This is a genomic window from Catalinimonas alkaloidigena (genome assembly GCF_900100765.1).
GTDB lineage: Bacteria > Bacteroidota > Bacteroidia > Cytophagales > Flexibacteraceae > Mooreia > Mooreia alkaloidigena.
Genome location: NZ_FNFO01000008.1, coordinates 168,170 through 185,822, shown reverse-complemented (window position 1 = coordinate 185,822; position 17,653 = coordinate 168,170). Strand labels below are relative to the sequence as shown.

Below are 17,653 nucleotides of genomic sequence, written 5' to 3'. Positions count from 1 at the left end.
TAAAAAACCACGCCTCGCTTTCTTCTACCTTGCCACCAAATTTCGGAACGTATGCGGACGTATTATTCTTTGTTGCTGCTGATGAGTGTATGCGCGCTGTGGTGTAGCAATCCGGCGCAGGCGCAGTATTATGACGAAGCGCGTAGCCAAACCGTGCTCTTCACCGCCCCTGACTTTTACCTCGGACTCGGAACGGGTTTTAACGGGCCGGTAGGGTTGATCGGACCGCAGGCCGAGTACCGCTTCGCCAACAAACTGACTGTGGCGGGTGGCCTGGGGCTGGGCAGTTGGGGATATAAAATGACCGGTGGCGTACGTTTTTATCCGTCGTATCCCTCAAAACTGGCGTTCAACGCCGGAGTTTCGTACTGCACCGGCCTTCCGAAATTCGAAACAGAACTGGATACACTCAACGGGCCCTACCGCCAGGGGAGTGAGGTGACTTTGCGGCTGAAACCCACCGCTACCTTCAACTTGTCGGGATTGTACTTTTGGTCTTTAGGCAAGACGACCCGCCTGGGCGTGGAATTCGGCTACGCCTTTTCGTTGCGAGATCGGGCCTACGAAACCCTGGACGGCAGCCAGCTCTCGTACGAGTCAGCCCTTATCATGGACCTTCTACAACCGGGTGGGCTTATTTTAGCGCTATCGCTGATGTTCGGCTCGTAATGAGCGCAACTACGTGAAGCAACATCCCTTTTCCTACCTTTGCGGCCTATGGAAAAGCCCGTCATCATTTTCGGGGCCAGTGGCCTCGGCAAAGTCGCCCTCGAAATTTTCGAAAGCAACGGTATTGTCATCTACGGTTTTCTGGACGACGATAAGGCCTTGCACGGTCAGCAGATCGGCGAAGTTTCCGTGTTGGGCAAGACCGACGACGCGGGATTTCTGAAGCTGATCGGCCACAAATGCGAAGCCTTCGTGGCCGTCGACGACAACGCGCTGCGCAAAGGACTCGTGAAAATGCTGAACGACAAACGGCACGTGATGCCGACCAACGCCATTCACCAGCGCGCGTACGTGGCCCCCTCGGCCTACCTCGGGCACGGCAATCTCCTTAGTGTCGGCACCACGCTCAACGCCTTCGCCAAAGTCGGACAACACTGCATCCTTCACGCCAACGCCACCCTCGACTACGAAGTCGAGCTGGGCGATTTTGTGCAGGTCGGCGCGGGTAGCACCATCGGAGCCGGAGCCAAACTGGAAAACGAAGTATTTGTCGGGGCAGGAGCAGTGATTTTGCCCGGCGTAACCGTTGGCAAGGGCGCACGCATCGGGGCCGGGTCGGTCGTGCTGGCCGATGTCGCCGCGAAAGAAACGGTGCTGGGCAATCCGGCGCAGCCGTTCAAGCGGTAAGGTTGCGGCCACCGGAATGAAAATTGGGCGGGGGCCTAGTAACTTCGGTTCGCGTTTCCTCTCTTGCTAAGAAAGCCTCCGGTGCCGGATGCCGGGGCTGAAGCCGGAAACGACGACTTACCCTCTATGTGCCGCCTACGTAATCCCACGCTCCTGCTTTGTTTCCTGTTTGCCCAGGCGTTGCACGCGCAATCGGTCGTGATTCACCGCGCCACGGACGTGTTGCAGGCGGAGTATGCGGCGCGCCGTGTACAAGAGGCCCTACAAGCCAATGGACATGCGGTTGAGGTGTCAGGTGCGTTCGCCATCACCTTACAGGTCGATTCCACACAATTGGCTCCGGAAGCGTTTGTGCTGCGTCCGGACCGGAATCAACTAGAGATCACCGGCGGCGATGGCCGTGGGCTGGTCTACGGATGCCTGTCGCTGGTGGAAGCGTTGCAGAACGGCATGGCCCTGGGCGATGTGGCAGCGCATTCCGAAACGGCGAAGCTGCCGTTCCGCGCCGTCAAGTTCGACCTGCCCTGGGATACCTACCGGCACAGCTATGCACTGACGCAGCACCAGGAAACCTGCCGCGACCTGGCATTCTGGGAAGCTTTTCTCGACATGATGGCGGAAAACCGGCTGAATGCTCTCACGGTCTGGAACCTACACCCCTACACGTTCATGATCCGACCCAAGGATTTTCCGGAGGCGAGTCCCTGGACCGAGGTGGAGATGGCCGACTGGAAAACACTGTTCGGCGGTATTTTTCGCATGGCGCGGGAGCGGGGAATCGATACGTACGTGATGCCGTTCAACATCTTCGTGACGCCGGAATTTGCCAAGGCGCATCACGTGGCGATGGACAACCTGGAGCACCACTTTTTTGTGCGGGGCGACACGTCCGACATCATCAAACGCTACACCCGCGCGTGCGTGACGCAACTGCTGGAAGAGTACCCGGACCTGACGGGCATGGGGCTGACGCTGGGCGAGGGCATGGGCGGCATGACGCCGCAGGAACGAGAAGACTGGATCACCGAAACGATCATCGCGGGGATGTGCGACGCCAACCGTACCTCGAAACTGATTCACCGGATTCCGTTTTCGGGCAATACGGGTTCGCTGGGCGCGACGACGGTCGAAATGGAACAGATCACCCGCCGCAGCGTCGAGCGTGAGTCGCAACTGCCCTGCATCGAAGGGCCGGTCTGGGCCGACCTGAAATTCAACTGGTCACACCCACTCTCGACGCCCAAGCTGATCAAAGTCCACGGCGGCAAAATCTACGGCACGTACTGGGACCCCTTGCCGACCGATTACAAAATCACCTGGACGGCCCGCAACGAAGATTTCTTTTGTCTACGCTGGGGCGTGCCCGACTTCATCCGTACCCACATCCGGCAAAACTCCCCGCCTTACGTCGGGGGCTACTTCATCGGTTCCGAAACTTACATTCCGGCCAAAGACTACTTTACCCGACCCGGGGTGAAGACCAACTGGCGGTACGCCTTCGAGCGGCAGTGGCTGTATTACCAGCTCTGGGGACGACTCCTTTACAACGACGACACGCCCGATGCGGTGTTCCGCGCCGCGTTTGTCCGGCGGTACGGCAAGCCCGGCAACGCCTTGTTCGAGGCGAGTGCCCTGGCCGGAAAAACGCCGCTCCGCCTCGCCGCGTCGTTCGACTGCACGTGGGATTTTACGCTCTACAGCGAAGGGTTCATGGCCCTGAACCAGGAAGCGCACCGTGAAGAGTACATCTCGGTCGACTGGCAGATCCGGCAACCGCCGCTCGACCCGGCCTACGTGTCGGTGCAGGCGTACGTGGATACGCTGACGGCCGGGGGCGTATTTTCGAACGAACGGGTGACGCCGCCGCAATTGGCCGATGACTTGGAACGCGACTGCCGACAGGCGTTGGCGCAGGTGAAAGGCCTGAACGGTACCGATAATCCCGCGTTTGTGCAGGAAGTCGCCGACGTGAAGGCCTGGGCCAACCTGGGGCTGTACTTCGCGGAGAAATTACGAGGCGCGGTGGCGTTGCAGACGTACCGCATGCAGGGCGGTGCGAAGAACCAACAGACCGCCATTCAACACCTGGAAAAAGCGTTGGGCTACTGGGATGTTGTCATCGCCATCACCCGTCCTCTCTACCAGGACATGCCGCTGGTCCACTTCAGCGAACAGGACAACCGGCCGTGGCAGGAAAACGACCACCTGCGGTTCCACTGGGCCAATTTGCGCCCCGCCGTCGCCCACGACGTGGAAATCGCCCGTCAGGCGAAAGCCGGAACGCCGTAAAAACCGACTATTCCGACCGCAACGTATCGGCCGGGTTCAGGAACGCCGCCCGAATGGCTTGGTAGCTGATCGTCAGGAGGGTAACGCCCAGTGCAGCCAGCCCGGCCACGGCGAATACTTCCCAGCCGATGGTGGTGCGGTAGACGAAGTCCTGGAGCCACCGGTGCATCAGGTACCACGCCAGGGGGATGGCACAAGCCAACGCCACCAGCACCATCACCACAAAATTCCGGGTCAGCAGGAAAAAGAGACTGTGTACAGACGCGCCCAGCACTTTCCGGACACTGATTTCTTTCGTGCGCTGCTCGGCCATGAACGCCGCCAGGGCAAACAACCCCAGGCACGCCACCGCAATGGCCAGCCCGGCGAAGATGGCGAAGAGTTGCCCGACCCGGTGCTCCGTCCGGTACATGTTGGCAAATTGTTCGTCCAGGAAGTGATACCGGAAGGGTTCGGTGGGCGCGAAGGACTGCCAGACCTGTTGCACGTCTTCAAGAAGTTGCGCCATGTCCTCGGTGTGGACTTTGAGCGCCGTCGCGCCGGTGTTACCGCCAAGGACCAGACTCAGACCGGCGATGTCTTGTTTCATCGATTCGTAATGAAAATCTTCCACCACGCCGATCACGGTATAGGTCTTGTGCAGCAGCTCACCGGTTTTGTCGTCCAGGTAAGTGTACGAACTGACGCGTTGGCCGATGGGGTCATCCCAGCCCAACATCGCCACCGCTTTTTTGTTGAGGATGATGGCCTGCGAATCCGAAGGGAAGTCGAGCGAAAAGTTGCGCCCTTCAAGCATCTGCATGCCCAGCGTTGGAATGTAGTCGTGATCGACATACCACTTGGCCAGCCCCACTTCCGCTTCGGGTAGATGGCCCCCCTCGGGCCAGGCAGAGGTATTGTTGCGGTCGTATCCCGCGACGGGCAGGAACCCCGTGACGGTGACATGGGCGACGTTCGGAAGATTTTTCAGGGCTTCTTTGAAGGGCTGAATCTGGTTGCCCAGCGCGTAAGTATCTTCCAGAATCAGGGTCTGGTCTTTCTCGAAGCCCAGCTTTTTGTCCTGGATGTAATGCATTTGCTGCTGCACCACCAACGTGGCGATGATCAGCACGATGGACGTCGTAAACTGGACGATCACCAGCGCCGAACGCAACCGCCCGCTCCGGGCCCCCTGGCTGAGCTTGCCCTTCAGGACCTGTGCAGGAAGGAAAGAAGAGAGAAAGAGGGAAGGATAGGCCCCGGCCAGCAGGCCCAGCGCAAGGGCGGCCAGCAGCAAGCCAGGAATAAACCAGAGTTCCCCGAACGGTAGCGACAGGTGTTGATCGGCAAGGCGGTTGAAGAAGGGCAGCGCCAGTTGTGCCAGCAGCAGACTCGCGGCAAAGGCGATGACGCTCAGCAAGACGGATTCGGTTAGAAACTGCGAAACCAGTTGGCCGCGCACCGAGCCCAACACCTTGCGGATGCCGACTTCGCGGGCGCGGTTGGCCGACTTGGCCGTCGAGAGGTTGATGAAGTTGATGCTGGCGATGAGCAGCACGAAGAGCGCCACGGCCGCAAACAGCCAGACGTACTGAATGTCCCCCACCTTGAAGTAGCCGTTGTCGAAAATACCGCTGGAATACAGGTACACCTCCGGAACAGGTTGCAACATAAACCGCATCGATCTTCCGGCCTTGGCGGCTTCCCCGTCGGGATCGATGTACTTGTGCACGATTTCCGGCAGTTTGGCCTCCAGTGCCTTTGCATCGGCTTCGGGTTGCAGCCGCACATAGGTGAAGAAATTTGAGTAGCCCCAGTTCGGCAACTGACTGTCGCCCACGCTGTTCATCGAGAGCACGAACTGGAAACGGAAATGCGATTGCTCCGGCACGTTTTCCATCACGCCCGTGATCCGGTAGGGCCGTTCGGCGTTATTGTTGAGGATCAGCACCTGCCCGACCGGATTTTTGTCAGGAAAGTATTTCTCGGCCATCTGTTCGGTCAGCACCACCGAGTAGGGTTCGGTGAGCGCGGTAGCGGCGTTGCCCTGTTGCATCCGAAAGCTAAAGACGTCGAGAAAAGCCGGATCGGCGTACATAAATCCTTCTTCGTAGACATTCTGCGTTTCGCCCTCCAGGTGAATCAGGCTGCTGCCCGCATCGTAAAAACCGGGCGCGACGCGCACCGCTCGTTCTACTTCCGGATAGTCGCGCTCCAGTGTTTCGGCCAGGGGCGTGGTGGTAAAGGCGGCAATGCCGCTTCGGTCGCCCTGTCGGTACTCGGCGATCACCCGGTAGAGGCGGTCCGCATCGGGGTAAAAGCGGTCGTATCCCAGTTCGTGCCGGATGAACAGCAGGATCAGCAGACAACACGCCAGGCCGAGGGCGAAGCCCACCACTTTGATGCCGGTGTAGAATTTCTGTTTGCGCAGGTGGCGCACGGTGACTTGGAGGTGATTTCTGAACATGGCAGGAGAGAAAGAGGGAAGGGGATGACGAATGGTAGAAAGGCGAAAGGAACGCAGCACGTCCCACACAAACCCACGCCGGGCAGCCGCGAGGCCTGTGGTCTCGAGGCGCTGATCGAAGAGTTCGTACACATCGCCCTGAATCTCTTCCAGCAGTTCGGGGCGGCAGTACCACGACAGAAAACGGTCGGCCCAGCGGGGTGCAGCCGGCTGCGGTGCGGCCGGCTTGGGTTGGTTGGGTACGCGTTTCATGAGATGGAAAGGTTGGGCGAAAGACCGGGAATCTGGTTCCACAACTGCACGCGCATGTCGCGCAGGGTTTGCAGCGCATGGACACCCCCCTGGGTCACCACGAAGAGGCGCTTGCGTCGCCCGCCGCGTTGGGCCGTGGCGTCGCCCCATTCGGAACGCAGGTAGCCTTTGGCTTCGAGTCGCCGCAGGGCCGCATGAATCGCGCTGATATTGACCGCGCGACCGGTTTGCTCTTTTACTTCCGTCTGCACCGCGACGCCGTAGGCCTCGCCCTGCAACATGGCGACGATGAGCAGAATCAGTTCTTCGAGTTCTCCTAAATAAATGCGGGACATGGCGCGAACGTATGATGTGCAAAAGTGAAAGAAATGGATATTATTCACTTTTGCACACCTAATGGGAAGAGCGGCGAAACAGCCGGATGAGTGGGAGAGGAAAAAGTGAAGGAAAAGCTACGCTACTTCTTTTTCAGCACCACCCGCTTCACAAAGTCCTGAATAAAACCGGCCCCGTAACCGATCATCTGAACATTGACGCCGATGGTACTCAGGAGGCCGACCTTGAGGCTTTTCTTCGTCATCGTCGCGTGCGTGAAGATGAGGAGTTGGTACAGTGCCCAGGGCGCCAGCAGAAGCGCGCCCTTCCGGTGGCCCTTGCGCGTCAGAATAACCGTGCCCACCGCCGCCGTGCCGAAGTAGCATAGGTAGACAGCCGGGAACAAGTGCGGCAGTTTCAGCGTGTGGGGAAACAGCTTGTAGAGGTTGACCCGCGCCCGCCCGAAAAAGTGAATCTGTTTGTAGAAATTCAAAAACGACGTTTTGCGCTTGTGGTAAACGGGCGAATCGGGCACGAGGCCGGTGCTGAATCCCTTTTCCATGATGCGCGTGCTCAACTCAATGTCTTCGCCCAGGTAGGGGAGGTTGAAGCCCTGCGTTGCCTCGTACACTTCGCGCGAAAAGCCCATGTTGAAACTCCGGGGGTAGAATTTGTCGACCTGATTTTTCCGGCCGCGAATGCCGCCCGTGGTGAAGGGCGACGTCATGCAGTAGTCGATGGCCTGTTGCACCGGCGTGGCGACGCGGGGCGACCGGTCCGGCCCGCCGAAGGCATCCAGTTCGTGTTCGTTCAGGTGCCGATCCAGGTTTTCCAGGTAATCGGGGTCGATGGTGGTGTCCGAATCGAGGATGATGAAGTAGTCGCCTTTGGCTTTGGTGAACCCCAGGTTCCGCGAAAAGCCCTGCCCGATGCGACCCGTCGTCGGATACCACGCAATGTCCAGCCGGTCCTGAAACGACCGCACGACCGCTTCCGACGATTGTTCGGAGCCGTCTTCAATGATGACGACTTCGAAATTTTGGTGCGTCTGTTGCGTAATCGACTCCAGCAGTTCGAGGAGTTCGTCGGGGCGGTTGTAAACGGGGATGATGAACGAATAGAGCATAGGGCAAAAGAATGGCGGCAAAAGTAGGAAAACCGACGGGATCGGGTTTGATCAGAGCTGTTTGCGCAGCCGTAAGTACTGCCGGTAGAGCGGCCAGACGGGCAGTCGCCAGCGTGCCAGTTGCCTCAGGCGGCGGCTGAGCGGATCGACGTGGCCGGTGCGTTCCAACAAAGCAAAGTAGCCTTCCACCAACGCGAAGTTTTCGGTGTAAAACGCTTGCCGGAGGTGATAGCGGACGGTGTAGGCCAGCGCGGCGTGCTCGTCGGGCGTGTGGTTCATCGCGTACACTTTCTCACAAATCCGCAGCGTCGACTCCAGCAGATCGTTACGGCGGCGGTGGTAGAAACGGGACGACAGCGAGTGTTTGACACGCCGCTTCATCGTCGTAGGCTCGTCGAGGTAATAGAAAAGATAGCGACGCGCGGTGCGGATCAGGATGTCGAAATCTTCGTAGTGCAGCGTTTCGTCGTACCCACCCAGCTCTTCCAAAATATCGCGGCGGTACATCACGGTCGGGGAGAGGAGGAAAAACGGCCCCAGCAGTGCCTGATAGACATCGCCCTGCGGCACCGGTTTTTTCAGGTTGCCCTGTTTGTCGCGGGCGTACTGGTAGCCGGTAACCCGCGAGCGTTCGTCGATCAGGACCGCGTCCGAAAATACAATGCCCCAGTTCGGGTCCAGCGCTTCGAAGGCCGCCACCTGTTTTTCTACCCGGTCGGGCAGCAGCACATCGTCGGCGGCCAGATCGATCACATAGTTGCCAGTCGAAAGAGCCAACGCTTTGTTAAAGGCTCGGCAGTTCCCGATGCCTTCTTTCCAGTGCAGAAAATGAGCGTAGGGTTCGTCGCGCAGTTCTTTTTCGATCACCCGCACGCTCTCGTCCCGGCTGCCGTCGTCGACCACAATCAGTTCGATGGCGGCGTAGCTCTGGGCCCACACCGAACGCAGCGCCTCTTTGACAAAGGGAGCGTGGTTGTGGCAGAGGCAAACGACGGTGACGAGCGGCGCTACGGACGCAGTTCGCTGGCTTTGATCTCTTTCTTCCAACGTTCCTTTCCTTCTTTGTCGAGGATGCGGATGGTCAGCATCCGGTCGGTGCGCGGCCCGGTGACGGACAGCAGCGCGAAGTTGTGTTCCACCAGCAGGCTTTCGGGGTCGCGCAGGTAGTTGTTTTCATCCTTGGCAGGCGGGGCCACGCCGGCGGTCAGCGACGAGGTGGTCAGGTCGTAGAGTGGATACGTGCCGGGACGTTCCAGCTTGCTCATTTCCGTATGGTGGCGGTCGCCGGTCAGGAAAATCACGCCGGGTACGTTTACCTCCCGGAGGCGGCGCAACAGTTCCTCGCGCTCTTCCGGATAAATCGCCATCGTCTCGAACATGGGCGCGGGGTTCAGCACCTGGCCCCCCACGGCAATGAATTTAAACGGGGCGCGGCTCCCCACCAGCGCGTCGATGAGCCAGTCGATCTGCGCCTTGCCCAGCATGTGACGTTCGCCCACGTAACGGTCGTTCGGCGTGCGGAAGTAGCGGTCGTCCAGCAGAAAGAACTGAACATCGCCCCACTCGAACGTGCCCGTAATGCCGCCTTCGTTGATGACGTCGTAGTTCGGGTTGGGCCAGAAGGCACGGAATACCTCGCTCGTCAGGTCTTTGTAGGCAAAGCTGCGGTCAGCGTCGTTGGGGCCGTAATCGTGGTCGTCCCAGATGGCGTACTGGTGGACCGAACCCAGGAACGGCTGCATCTCGGGCAACGAACGGGTGTGTGTGTAGCGGTGCAGTACGCCCGTGCGTGTGTTCCAGTCGGGTTCGCGCAGGTAGGTGTTGTCGCCCAGCCAGAGCATAAACGCCGGGTGGGTCTCGTACATCGCCTGGAAAATCTCGTAGTCGCTTCCGTAGGGCGTGCCGGGGCGGTCAAAGGCGGGTTCGTTGATGTACGCACAACTGCCGGTCGCAAACGTGAAATCGGGCGGATCGGTACGCCACTGCCACAACGGCTGTGACTGAAACGTCAATGGATAGGGGCGCGTCACCTTCCGGTTGTTGATGAACAGTTCGTACGTATAGGTTTTGCCGGGCAGCACCCGGTCGGCAATCAGCGTGGCGGCGTAGGCCACTTGCGGTTCTGTGCGTTGGGTCGGCGTGCGGTAGCGGGTTTTCGGCTCCGCCTGATCGAAGTACTCGAAGCGGACGTCGGCAGCCGTGGTGGTCTGTACCCACAGGGCCACTTCGCGCATTTCGGAGTAGCCGACCATCGGGCCGGATTGAAGCAAAGAAGCCTGAGCCCGCAGGGAAAGGGGGGCGAGGCAGAGCAGCCAAAAACAACAGAAGCGAGCAGATCGTGTAAGCATGGCCAAAGTTAAGCCCTGTTCCCAGAACGGACAGCCCCATGCGCTTTGCAAAGCGGAAAAGATTCCGGCAGCGCCCTCGCCGACGGAATTTCTTGGGCGGCGGTCGCACATTTCGGGGCAGAATCTCTAATATTGAGCAACCTGCAGGGGTGCCGCTGCCCCATGTTCCGCTTCACCTTTTTCGTATGCAACCTCTCTACCCCTCTCTTCCGTCCCGTTTCCCATTGCCGCTTTTCTTTCTGCTCTTATCCGTTGGCTGGCTGAGTGGCTGCCAATCGGAGTCGGGCGGCGCTGCGGCCGGTGAAACAGATTCGCTACAACTCGCTCCGCTGACCAGCGCCGGTGCGCCCCGCAACGTCATCTTCATCCTGAGCGACGACCATCGGTACGATTTCATGAGTTTCATGAACAACATGGTGCCGTGGCTGGAGACGCCGAACCTGGACCGCATCGCCCGCGAAGGCGCGCACCTGAAAAACGCGTTCGTGTCGACGGCGCTTTGCTCGCCGAGTCGCGCGTCGATCCTGACCGGGCAGTATGCGCACGTCCATACGGTGGTCGACAACTCCGCGCCCGTGCCGGACGGCCTCACGTTCTTTCCGCAGTATCTGCAAAAGGCCAACTACCAGACGGGCTTTTTCGGAAAGTGGCACATGGGCGAAGACCGGAACGAACCGCGGCCGGGTTTCGACCGGTGGGTGAGTTTCCGGGGCCAGGGCGTGTACTACAACCCGACCATCAACGTCGATGGCTCGGAAGTGCAGCACGGCGACAGCGCTTATATCTCGGAAGTTCTGACCGATTACGCCCTCGATTTCCTGAAACAGCGCGACAAGGACAAGCCGTTTTTCGTCTACCTGTCGCACAAAGCCGTTCATGCTGAGTTCGATCCGGCGCAACAGGATCACTACAAGTACCACGGCAACGACATCGACTATCCCGCCTCGATCAATTACACCAAGCCGGGCCACATTCAGGACGAAGAGGGGGTCAATTACGATGACATGCCCGAGTGGCTCAAGCGGCAGCGCTACAGCTGGCACGGCGTCGATTACGCCTACCACGGTCAGTTCAACATGGATACCATCCTCTACCGCTACTGCGAAACGCTCTACAGCATGGACCGCAGCATCGGGCGGGTGTTGGATTACCTGGATCAGGAGGGGCTGGCGGAATCGACCCTGGTCATTTACATGGGCGACAACGGCTTCCAGTTCGGCGAGCACGGCATCATCGACAAGCGTACGGCTTACGAAGCGTCCATGCGCGTACCGATGCTGGCGCGCTGTCCTGACCTGATCCAGCCCGGCACCACTGTCGAGTCGGTAGTTCAGGGGGTAGATGTCGGGCCGACGATCCTGTCTGCGGCGGGCCTGTCGACACCCGAGAACATGAACGGACAATCGTTTCTGTCGGTGCTGCAGGGCGACACAGCCCACTGGCCCAATCAGATGTACTACGAATATTACTGGGAGAGCGCTTTCCCGCAGACGCCGACCATCTTTGCCGTGCGGACGGGGCGGTACAAGTACATCTACAACTGGGGCGTGTGGGACCCGAACGAACTGTATGACCTGCAGACCGACCCGGACGAGGTGAACAACCTGATCAAAAGCCCGCAACACCAGGACATTGCCCTGGGGCTAAAGCAGGACTTGTGGAACTGGCTGGAGACTACCGACGGTATGCAAATCCCGCTGAAAGTTCCGCCGATGAAACGCCTCGATCACGAGTACCGCGGCTATTACTGAGCCATTACGGCCGGAATGTGGGGGAGCAGACGGGGGAGGCCCGCCGTTCCTCCATATCCTATTCCTCTGGTCAGCGTTTTAGCGCTCTTAACAACCTGTGTACTCAGGTTACCACTCATCACGTCGGCACGGGCAGGTTCCGTTCATATGAAGGCGTTCCCATTTATCCCAAACCCCCAGGAACGCCCAAAAACGTCGTATACCTTTGGTTCATGCTTTCGGGGATAACCCACCCCACAAGCACTTGAAACCCTCTTTCTGAACCAAAACGATGACAACCATGATTAAGAAAACCATCTCCGCCCTGTTGCTGACAGGTATAGTCGCTGCTTCCACCATTCCGGCCCGTGCACAAGTTGTTGCCAGCAGCATGCCATACGTCAAAGAAAATATGCCGATCAAAGAAATGGTGATGGAGCCCACCAAGTCCATTACCGTTAATGTAGTCGTCAACGAACATCTGAATTATTTCCGCGAAGCGCTGATGATCACCGACCTGGGCAAAACCCTGAACAACCAGGATGGACCCTTTACGGTCTTTGCGCCCATCGACGAAGCGTTCGACATGATTCCGGAGCGTTACCTCAACGTAATGATGGAAGACCGGAACGAAATCCTGACGGACCTGTTGCGTTACCACATTGTGCCCGGACAGATCGACGTCGCCCAACTGAAAGACGGGCAACACCTCAAAACGTTGCAGGGCAAAAAGCTGCGCGTCAGCCGCAAAGGCGATCAGGTGTACATCAACGGTGCGCCGATCCTGACCAGCAACATTGCTTCGCGCAACGGCGTGATCCACACCATCGGCAACATTGCCATGATTCCGTAACCAGGCTCTCTCAACTCAACTTCTTCATAAGTCAAAGCAAGCTAGTTTTCTCAATCGAAATCCCGGTCGTCGTTCGATGGCCGGGATTTTTCCTGTTTCGGCCGAGGCCGGCACGGAACGGATTTTTCGGGCAAATCCGCAAAAGGCTGTGTATTTTCGTTGGAGACGAATCTGCAAAAGCCCATGAAAATCCTCCACACCGCCGACTGGCACCTGGGAAAAAAGCTGAACGAGTACAGCCGCCTGGAAGAGCAGCGGGCGGTGCTGGACGAAATCTGCCAGCTTGCCGAGCGCGAGGCGGTCGACGCCGTGCTGATTGCCGGCGATCTGTACGACAACTTCAAGCCTTCGAACGAGGCCAGCGAACTCTTCTATGCCACCATCCATCGGCTGTCGGCGGGGGGGAAGCGCGCGGTCGTCGCCATTGCAGGCAACCACGATTCGGCTGATGGCATTCAGGCGCCCGATCCGCTGGCCCGGGCCTGTGGCATTGTGCTGGCCGGTCGCCCCACCACCACGGTGACGTGCTCGGAGCGGGACGGGTGCGTGTCGGTGGTGCGTTCTGCCCCCGGCTTTGTCGAGCTGAAATTGCCGCATTTCGACTATCCGTTGCGCCTGTTGCTGACGCCCTACGCCAACGAAGCGCTGATGCGGCGTTTTCTGGGAACGGAAGATCAGGAAAGCGAATTGCGTACCCTATTGCAAGACACCTGGCAACAGCTGGCCGATGCCTATTGCGACGCACACGGGGTCAACATGATGGTCGCGCACCTGTATTTTATGCAGAAAGACGGCCCCGCCCCCGAAGAACCCGACGACGAAAAGCCCATTTTGCATTTGGGAGGGGCCCAGGCCATCTACACCGAAAACCTGCCGCCGCAGTTGCAATACGTGGCGCTGGGGCATTTGCATCGCTACCAGACCGTCGCCGAACAGCCCTGCCCGGTGGTGTACAGCAGCAGCCCGCTGGCCTACAGTTTCAGCGAAGCCAATCAACCCAAATTTGTGGTGCTGATCGACGCTGAGCCTGGTCGGCCGGTGCAAACCCAGTCGATTCGGTTGCAGGCAGGCCGAAAGTTGCTGCGGAAGCGGTTCGAGTCGCCGGAAGCGGCGCTGGCGTGGCTGCCCGAAAACCCCGACACCTTTCTGGAACTGACGCTGGTTAGCGATACTTACCTGGATGCCCCGACCAAAAAAGCGCTCTACGATTCGCACGACGGCATCGTCAGCCTGATTCCCGAGCTGCGGACACAAACGGCCGAAGGCGAAGAAGAGCCCACGCAAAAAGTCGATTTGTCGAAGGATCTGAAAGCGCTGTTCTGCGACTATTTTCAGGCCCGGAAAGGCCAGCAGCCGAACGAAGATCTGCTGGCGCTATTCGACGAAGTAATCGACGTAGATGAAGACTGATGCGTACATCTGATCTTCGCGGTTTTGCCCCAGATGCTATGAGGCTTTTTCGACTGTTTGCGCCGCTGGTGTGCGCCTGGTCGGTTTGCCTGTCGGTGGGGGCGCAACCCCTCCGGATTGCCGTCGCAGCCAGCCTGGGGTTGCCGCTTCAGGAAATTGTGGATTCGTTTGCGCGGGAGCGGGTCGAGAAACCCACCTTGGTGGTGGCGTCCTCTGGTGTGCTGACGGCCCAGATTACCAACGGGGCCCATTTTGCACTGTTCATCTCGGCTGATACGCTGTATCCGCATACGCTGTGGCAACAGCAGCGAACCGATGGACCACCGCAGGTACTGGCTTACGGGCAACTGGCGCTGTGGTGTCGCTATCCCCTGGAAAATCAGGATATAAACGTGCTGTTGCCCGGCAATCAGATCAAAAAAATCGCCATCGCCCAGCCGCAACTGGCCCCCTTCGGCAAGGAAGCCGTCCGCTGGCTGCGCGCCCAGCGCCTGTACGACACCGTGTGGCCTAAAATGGTCTATGGCGAAAACGTAGGGCAGGTCAACCGCCTGATCCAGGCCGGGGCCGTCGATGCCGCCTTTACCGCCGCCTCGGCCCGCGCTTCTTCCATCGGGCAGAAAGGCTACTGGCAGACGTTGCCACAAGAGGGAGGCATTGCGCACAGCATGGTGGTGCTGAAGGGATTAACGGCCGCCGAACGGCAGACGACACAAGCGCTGCTGGCCTATTTCCGGACGCCGACCGCCCGCACAATTCTGGAGAAATGGGGCTATCTTGCCCCTTGACTCAATTACCCGTTCGTATGACTTTTTCGTGGGAGCCACTCTGGCTGAGCTTCAAACTGGCCCTCGTGACGACCCTGGTGCTGCTCCTGATCGGCTTGCCGCTGGTCTATCTCTTGCACTTCCGCCGGGGGCGGGGGCAGGTGATCGGTCAGGCGCTGATCAGCCTGCCGCTGGTGCTGCCTCCCACGGTGCTGGGCTACTACCTGCTGGTGCTGATGAGTCCGGAAAATGGGCTGGGGCGCTGGCTGGACGACTGGTTCGGCTGGCGGCTGGTGTTCAGCTTTCCAGGGTTGGTGATCGGCTCGGTGATTTACAGCCTGCCGTTCATGATCAATCCCATCCTTTCGGCCCTCGAAGGCGTATCGACGGTTTACGAAGAGGTAGCCTATACGCTCGGGAAATCGCGATTAACGACTTTCGTACGCGTGTTGCTGCCGATGGTGCGCGCCTCGGTGGTGGTGGGTGCCGTCATGACGTTCGCACACACCATCGGCGAATTCGGGGTGATCTTGATGATCGGGGGGAGCATCCCCGGCGAGACGCGTGTCGCGTCCATCGCCATTTACAACGAAGTGGAGATGTTGCAGTATGATGCGGCCGACCGCTACGCCCTGGTGTTGCTGCTGTTCTCATTCGTCGTATTGCTGGGCGTTTACACGTACCAAAATCGCCGGACGGCGCGGGTGATCTGATGGAGATGCGGGTCACGAAAGCGTTGCAGGGGGGCGATGGGCACCTCACGCTGGACATTGCACTGGACCTGCCGCCGGGGAGCCTGACGGTGCTGTCCGGGCCGTCGGGGGCGGGCAAAACCTCGATTCTGCGGATGTGGGCCGGGTTACTCAAGCCCGATGCGGGGACCCTCCGTGTCAACGGCGATGTGTGGTTCGACGCGGCACAACGGGTAAATCTACCGCCCCAGAAGCGGTCGGTCGGGCTGGTCTTTCAGGAATACGCCCTGTTTCCTCATCTGTCGGTTCGCGAAAACCTGGCGTTTGCCGCCGGCATGGAAACGCCCCTGATCGACGAACTGCTGGAGGTGTTTCAACTGACGCAGTTGCAGGCGCGTCGGCCGCGTCGGCTGAGCGGGGGACAACAGCAGCGCGTGGCCCTGGCGCGTGCGCTCGTGCGGAAACCGCGCCTCCTGTTGCTGGACGAACCCTTTGCGGCCCTCGATCCGGAACTGAAAGACGACGTGCGGCAGATCCTCCGCCAGTTGCACCAAACCTGGGACCTCACCACCTTGCTGGTCAGTCACGATCCGCTGGATGCCTTCTGGCTGGCTGACCGGGCGTTTCAATTGCAGAGCGGCAAATGCGTGGAAGTCCCCATTCCGCGTACGGCATACGTGGTCAGTACCGACGCGGCTCGGCAGGAAATGCAGGTCGCGCTGGAAATTCAGCTCAGAACGTTGCCGTTGGCGAACGACGTGCCTCCCCCCGGAACGCGGCTGGTCTGGAATGGAGCGGACTCCCGGCAAGAAAAAGGATCAGAAGATAAACCCCGCGACCAGCCCAGCCGCGATGATTGCGAAGGCGGGAAGCTTAGTTTTGAACAACAGCAGAAACGTAACGACAATGATGCCGACGTTCAGTAAACTGCCCTCGATCGGGTCGAACAGCAACACCGCTGCCGCCACGACCAGCCCCGCCGATGCGGCCTGAATGCCGTCGAGCGACGCGCGTACCACCCGGTAACGTTTCAGTTGCGTCCAGAACCGAATCACAAAAAAGATCAGGAACGTGCCTGGCAGGAAAATCCCGGTTACGGCCACGAGGCTGCCCAGCAGTTCGCCCCAGATGCCCCAGTCGCGCATGGAAAGCGTGCCGATGTAAGCACAAAACGAAAAGACTGGTCCCGGAAGGGCCTGCACCAGTGCAAACCCCGACAGAAACTCCTCGGACGAGAGGTAGTGCTTGAACTCGACAAACTCGGTATACATCAGCGGGATCAGCACCTGCCCCCCGCCGAAAATCAGGCTACCGTTGCGGTAGAAATTCTCGAACAGGCGAACGGGCAATTCGCGCGTGATAGCCCCCAGCACTGCCGCCCCGATAAACACCCCCGCGAACAACACAAAATTGGCCCATTCGATGCGCAGCGGCTCTTTCTCTTCCCGCTGGTGGCGGTTCCGGTAGCGAATGGCCGTAATGGCCCCACTCACGATCAGCACGCCCGGAAACACCCACGGCGACCGCACGAAGTAGGAGGCCACGGCCGCTACGGCCATCAGCAGAAAACCAACGGGCGTGTGGATGACCCGCGTGGCGATGCGATAGGCCGCGTACGAAACAAACCCTACCGCAATGGGGTGAATAAAGCGCGTGAATTCCATCGACGAGCTGCGCACCTGCAGGTAAGAGATGCCCACGGCCGCCGCCGTCATGAACAGCGACGCGGGCAGAATCCAGACCAGCAGCGTCAGGAAGGCCAGCCGCGGTCCGCCGATTTTGAAGCCAATGGCTGTGAGGGTTTGCGTCGACGTAGGGCCGGGCAGCATCTGACAGAGAGCATACAACTCCATCAGCTCCCCTTCGGTCAGGTAGCGACGGCGGACCACCATCATGTCGATAAAGAGGGCAATATGGGCCTGAGGGCCACCGAAGGTAGTGGCGGTCAGAATCAGAACATCCCGTAAGAAAATGTAGTGACGGATACGGCGGGTCGTCATCTCCGGCACCAGGGTACGGGGCGTTTTAAGGTACGTTTTGCCCATACGCCGACCAAGGGGGAAAGCGGC

15 protein-coding genes are annotated in these 17,653 nt (G+C 59.3%); 9 read left to right on the top strand and 6 right to left on the bottom strand.

Annotated features, from left to right (window positions below; genetic code table 11):
• The first annotated feature begins 51 nt into the window (after positions 1-51).
• The 3 genes from BLR44_RS19225 (at position 52) to BLR44_RS19215 (ending at position 3,645) form a co-directional block, all read left to right on the top strand.
• On the top strand, positions 52-669 hold the full coding sequence (locus tag BLR44_RS19225) for a hypothetical protein (protein ID WP_089685087.1): 618 nt from the start codon (positions 52-54) through the stop codon (positions 667-669).
• Positions 670-717: 48 nt separating this feature from the next.
• On the top strand, positions 718-1,356 hold the full coding sequence (locus BLR44_RS19220) for an acetyltransferase (RefSeq protein WP_089685085.1): 639 nt from the start codon (positions 718-720) through the stop codon (positions 1,354-1,356).
• Positions 1,357-1,482: 126 nt separating this feature from the next.
• A complete protein-coding gene (locus BLR44_RS19215) occupies positions 1,483-3,645 on the top strand; it encodes a glycoside hydrolase family 20 zincin-like fold domain-containing protein (RefSeq protein WP_089685080.1) in 2,163 nt (720 codons plus the stop codon).
• A 7-nt stretch (positions 3,646-3,652) separates the two neighbouring features.
• On the opposite strand, the gene BLR44_RS19210 is transcribed toward BLR44_RS19215, so the two are convergent.
• The 5 genes from BLR44_RS19210 to BLR44_RS19190 form a co-directional block, all read right to left on the bottom strand.
• Entirely contained in the window at positions 3,653-6,343 is a 2,691-nt protein-coding gene (locus tag BLR44_RS19210) for an ABC transporter permease (RefSeq protein WP_089685077.1), read from the bottom strand.
• Complete coding sequence (locus BLR44_RS19205) at positions 6,340-6,678, bottom strand: PadR family transcriptional regulator (protein WP_089685074.1); 339 nt, start codon at positions 6,676-6,678, stop codon at positions 6,340-6,342. The genes BLR44_RS19210 and BLR44_RS19205 overlap by 4 nt, the downstream gene beginning before the upstream one ends.
• A gap of 122 nt (positions 6,679-6,800) precedes the next feature.
• Positions 6,801-7,784 (bottom strand): glycosyltransferase family 2 protein, encoded by a 984-nt coding sequence (locus BLR44_RS19200; protein WP_089685070.1) that lies wholly within the window; start codon positions 7,782-7,784, stop codon positions 6,801-6,803.
• Positions 7,785-7,835: 51 nt separating this feature from the next.
• Positions 7,836-8,831, bottom strand: a complete 996-nt coding sequence (locus BLR44_RS19195) for a glycosyltransferase (protein ID WP_089685067.1) — start codon at positions 8,829-8,831, stop codon at positions 7,836-7,838.
• Complete coding sequence (locus BLR44_RS19190; RefSeq protein ID WP_089685063.1) at positions 8,792-10,132, bottom strand: alkaline phosphatase D family protein; 1,341 nt, start codon at positions 10,130-10,132, stop codon at positions 8,792-8,794. The genes BLR44_RS19195 and BLR44_RS19190 overlap by 40 nt, the downstream gene beginning before the upstream one ends.
• 185 nt (positions 10,133-10,317) lie before the next feature.
• On the opposite strand from BLR44_RS19190, the gene BLR44_RS19185 reads away from it, so the two are divergent.
• The 6 genes from BLR44_RS19185 to BLR44_RS19160 all read left to right on the top strand — a co-directional run bounded on the left by BLR44_RS19185 (position 10,318) and on the right by BLR44_RS19160 (position 16,510).
• The gene (locus BLR44_RS19185) at positions 10,318-11,883 is read left to right on the top strand and encodes a sulfatase family protein (RefSeq protein WP_089685402.1); all 1,566 of its coding nucleotides are present in this window, start codon (positions 10,318-10,320) and stop codon (positions 11,881-11,883) included.
• Positions 11,884-12,163: 280 nt separating this feature from the next.
• A complete protein-coding gene (locus tag BLR44_RS19180) occupies positions 12,164-12,715 on the top strand; it encodes a fasciclin domain-containing protein (RefSeq protein ID WP_176956122.1) in 552 nt (183 codons plus the stop codon).
• Between the two features lie 183 nt (positions 12,716-12,898).
• Positions 12,899-14,125 carry a metallophosphoesterase family protein gene (locus tag BLR44_RS19175; protein ID WP_089685400.1) on the top strand — a complete coding sequence of 409 codons (1,227 nt, stop codon included), beginning with the start codon at positions 12,899-12,901 and terminating at the stop codon, positions 14,123-14,125.
• A gap of 38 nt (positions 14,126-14,163) precedes the next feature.
• Positions 14,164-14,913, top strand: a complete 750-nt coding sequence (gene modA, locus BLR44_RS19170) for a molybdate ABC transporter substrate-binding protein (protein WP_176956121.1) — start codon at positions 14,164-14,166, stop codon at positions 14,911-14,913.
• Between the two features lie 17 nt (positions 14,914-14,930).
• Entirely contained in the window at positions 14,931-15,605 is a 675-nt protein-coding gene (modB, locus tag BLR44_RS19165) for a molybdate ABC transporter permease subunit (protein ID WP_089685054.1), read from the top strand.
• A 5-nt stretch (positions 15,606-15,610) separates the two neighbouring features.
• Positions 15,611-16,510, top strand: coding sequence for a sulfate/molybdate ABC transporter ATP-binding protein (locus tag BLR44_RS19160; protein ID WP_176956120.1), 900 nt, complete (start codon positions 15,611-15,613; stop codon positions 16,508-16,510).
• Here BLR44_RS19160 and chrA read toward each other — a convergent pair.
• The gene (chrA, locus tag BLR44_RS19155; RefSeq protein WP_089685047.1) at positions 16,403-17,629 is read right to left on the bottom strand and encodes a chromate efflux transporter; all 1,227 of its coding nucleotides are present in this window, start codon (positions 17,627-17,629) and stop codon (positions 16,403-16,405) included. The genes BLR44_RS19160 and chrA overlap by 108 nt on opposite strands.
• Positions 17,630-17,653 lie beyond the last annotated feature (24 nt).

What these genes read in the sequence shown, in the direction of transcription:
- BLR44_RS19225 (WP_089685087.1), top strand. Translation starts at nt 52, where the DNA reads ATGCGGACGTATTATTCTTTGTTGCTGCTGATGAGTGTATGCGCGCTG.
- BLR44_RS19220 (WP_089685085.1), top strand. Translation starts at nt 718, where the DNA reads ATGGAAAAGCCCGTCATCATTTTCGGGGCCAGTGGCCTCGGCAAAGTC.
- BLR44_RS19215 (WP_089685080.1), top strand. Translation starts at nt 1,483, where the DNA reads ATGTGCCGCCTACGTAATCCCACGCTCCTGCTTTGTTTCCTGTTTGCC.
- BLR44_RS19210 (WP_089685077.1), bottom strand. Translation starts at nt 6,343, where the DNA reads ATGAAACGCGTACCCAACCAACCCAAGCCGGCCGCACCGCAGCCGGCT.
- BLR44_RS19205 (WP_089685074.1), bottom strand. Translation starts at nt 6,678, where the DNA reads ATGTCCCGCATTTATTTAGGAGAACTCGAAGAACTGATTCTGCTCATC.
- BLR44_RS19200 (WP_089685070.1), bottom strand. Translation starts at nt 7,784, where the DNA reads ATGCTCTATTCGTTCATCATCCCCGTTTACAACCGCCCCGACGAACTC.
- BLR44_RS19190 (WP_089685063.1), bottom strand. Translation starts at nt 10,132, where the DNA reads ATGCTTACACGATCTGCTCGCTTCTGTTGTTTTTGGCTGCTCTGCCTC.
- BLR44_RS19185 (WP_089685402.1), top strand. Translation starts at nt 10,318, where the DNA reads ATGCAACCTCTCTACCCCTCTCTTCCGTCCCGTTTCCCATTGCCGCTT.
- BLR44_RS19180 (WP_176956122.1), top strand. Translation starts at nt 12,164, where the DNA reads ATGATTAAGAAAACCATCTCCGCCCTGTTGCTGACAGGTATAGTCGCT.
- BLR44_RS19175 (WP_089685400.1), top strand. Translation starts at nt 12,899, where the DNA reads ATGAAAATCCTCCACACCGCCGACTGGCACCTGGGAAAAAAGCTGAAC.
- modA (WP_176956121.1), top strand. Translation starts at nt 14,164, where the DNA reads ATGAGGCTTTTTCGACTGTTTGCGCCGCTGGTGTGCGCCTGGTCGGTT.
- modB (WP_089685054.1), top strand. Translation starts at nt 14,931, where the DNA reads ATGACTTTTTCGTGGGAGCCACTCTGGCTGAGCTTCAAACTGGCCCTC.
- BLR44_RS19160 (WP_176956120.1), top strand. Translation starts at nt 15,611, where the DNA reads ATGCGGGTCACGAAAGCGTTGCAGGGGGGCGATGGGCACCTCACGCTG.
- chrA (WP_089685047.1), bottom strand. Translation starts at nt 17,629, where the DNA reads ATGGGCAAAACGTACCTTAAAACGCCCCGTACCCTGGTGCCGGAGATG.